General features: G+C 34.8%; 1 protein-coding gene. It reads right to left on the bottom strand.

From position 1 onward, the window contains the following. Positions 1–590: 590 nt before the first annotated feature. Entirely contained in the window at positions 591–1,067 is a 477-nt protein-coding gene (locus ACGLXV_RS03455; RefSeq protein ID WP_391557502.1) for a CarD family transcriptional regulator, read from the bottom strand. Positions 1,068–2,008: the final 941 nt, after the last annotated feature.

The raw sequence follows: 2,008 nt of genomic DNA, 5'->3' as shown, positions 1-2,008 counted from the left end.
AAAAAAGCATCCATTATTTAAAGGATGCTTCCCGTCTCTTTGATTCATTTTGTTAACATTTTTTCCATGTCTGAACTCCTTCTTGTTATGTAAATGAAATTTAAAATGGTTTCCTGGTCTAGAAACCATTTTTGTAGTTGACCATATGGTTTTACCAATTCGTCTATCTCTTTTACTAAAGAAGAAAACAATTACTATTCACTGTCTTAGTAGATGTAAAAAATTCTTAAAGATAGAAGTGAGATTGATTTTTTTCTTCTAGAAATAATGACTTTGATAATATATTGTATACCTAAAACAATGAAAGCCCTACCTCTCTTTCATCCTTACGGCTCCTTGTCCGTGCCAGTGTGAATCAGGATTTCAAAATCAAGTGACTATTTTATCGAGGCATTTGATAAACTTCAAACGTTCATAAAAGAAATTTAAATAATAAGGATAGATAAGATTGTAGAAATAACAAAAGAGGTTAATGCTCTAAAAGTGAGTTGAAGAAGTTGAATGTCTTTGAGATGATTTACTTTTAATAATTATATTCACAAAAAATCCAGGATATTTCCGGGAGTTGTAATAAATTATCTATAACTAACCTAACAGAAACTTTTTATTTGATTTTCGGTAATCCCTTTTATTAATCCTAGTTCGCTAATCAAAAATCCATGTGCGTCATCCAACATTTTTTTTTCGCTTGCGTTAAGTGCTTTTTCTTTCTTCATACGCATTAAATCACGTACAACTTCAGCGCCTTCTAATATTTTACCCGTTTTCATTTTGTCCGTGTTCACTTTATACCTTTGTTTCCACGGCAGTAATCTATCTGATTCTCCATGCTGAAAAATGTGTATGATGTGTTTTAGTACAATTATGTCAGTAACTGGGCGTATACTTGAACTCGATATTTTACCCGTAGGAATCATGACTTGCATATTACTGATTAACATTTTTATGACATAGTAATGTTGTTTTTCCCCTGAGATTTCCTTTTCTTCTATGTCTTTAATTATACCTGCTCCGTGCATTGGATAAACAATGTAATCGCCAATTTGAAACAAATAATCCACCTCCATATATGGTAACCTTCTTAATGATACCATATATAGTATTTTTTATCAAATTTTTTATTTTATCATAAATTAACATTTATCGTCAACTGCTTTTTCTTTGAAAATCAAAAAAAGCAAAAATAATAGGATTCCAGTCGGATTACAAATAAAGGGTAGAAGGGAGCTGCTTCGTATTCATTTTTGACCCATTGAATCAATTCTTGTGATTTCATGTTGATTCCTCCAGTAGTTCTATATCTCTATATAATACCTGTCTGCAAAAGCGCATACAATTTCTAAAGTCACACTTTTTTGAACTCTTTAAATCTAGCACAATACTGGAAGGTTGCTCTTCCTGTGACATCGCCCGAAGTGACATTCCCTTCTTTACTCCTTTGTGCACTAGATTCCAAGCTTCATCCTAGTTGTGTCTGAACTTATTCGAAACAAATGGACTCGAGAGGCTTCAATTTGACTTGTAACATCTACATCTTCTTTTCCTTTGTAAATCAATGGACGGATGTAGTGGAATTGATTCATCTTTAAGATCTGGTATCTTCCTTTAAGCAAATGATGAAGCTATATTTGTTCTTAAAAACAAGTTTGGACTAAGTATTGGACACTTCTAACAAGAAAAGACCGAAAGGGTCTCCCGAGTTGCCGTATCATATCAATGTGTAACGTGCTAAGGTCTCTGACTCCAGAGAGGTTTTATCCTTCTTGCCTTTGACGAAGAATAAAATATTGCTTTCTGTACGCAGGTAAGGCATCAGCCCTATCGGTTCACTAACGTTTATGGAGCTCAATCCCTTCAACCTTTTGGCTTTCGGCCCGCCACCTAACTGTCTACGCTTAAAGACTAAAGTTACCTTTAGCCCTCCAAGACTCGCTACGAGCGAATGGCTAGTTCTTACTCGGCGGGAATCCCACCCGCTATATGATACGACCTAGGCTCGGCCGCACAC

Source organism: Robertmurraya sp. (assembly GCF_036676585.1).
Taxonomy (GTDB): Bacteria; Bacillota; Bacilli; order Bacillales; family Cytobacillaceae; genus Robertmurraya_A.
Note: the sequence above shows the minus strand (reverse complement) of the source record. Positions and strands in the feature narration are given on the sequence as shown.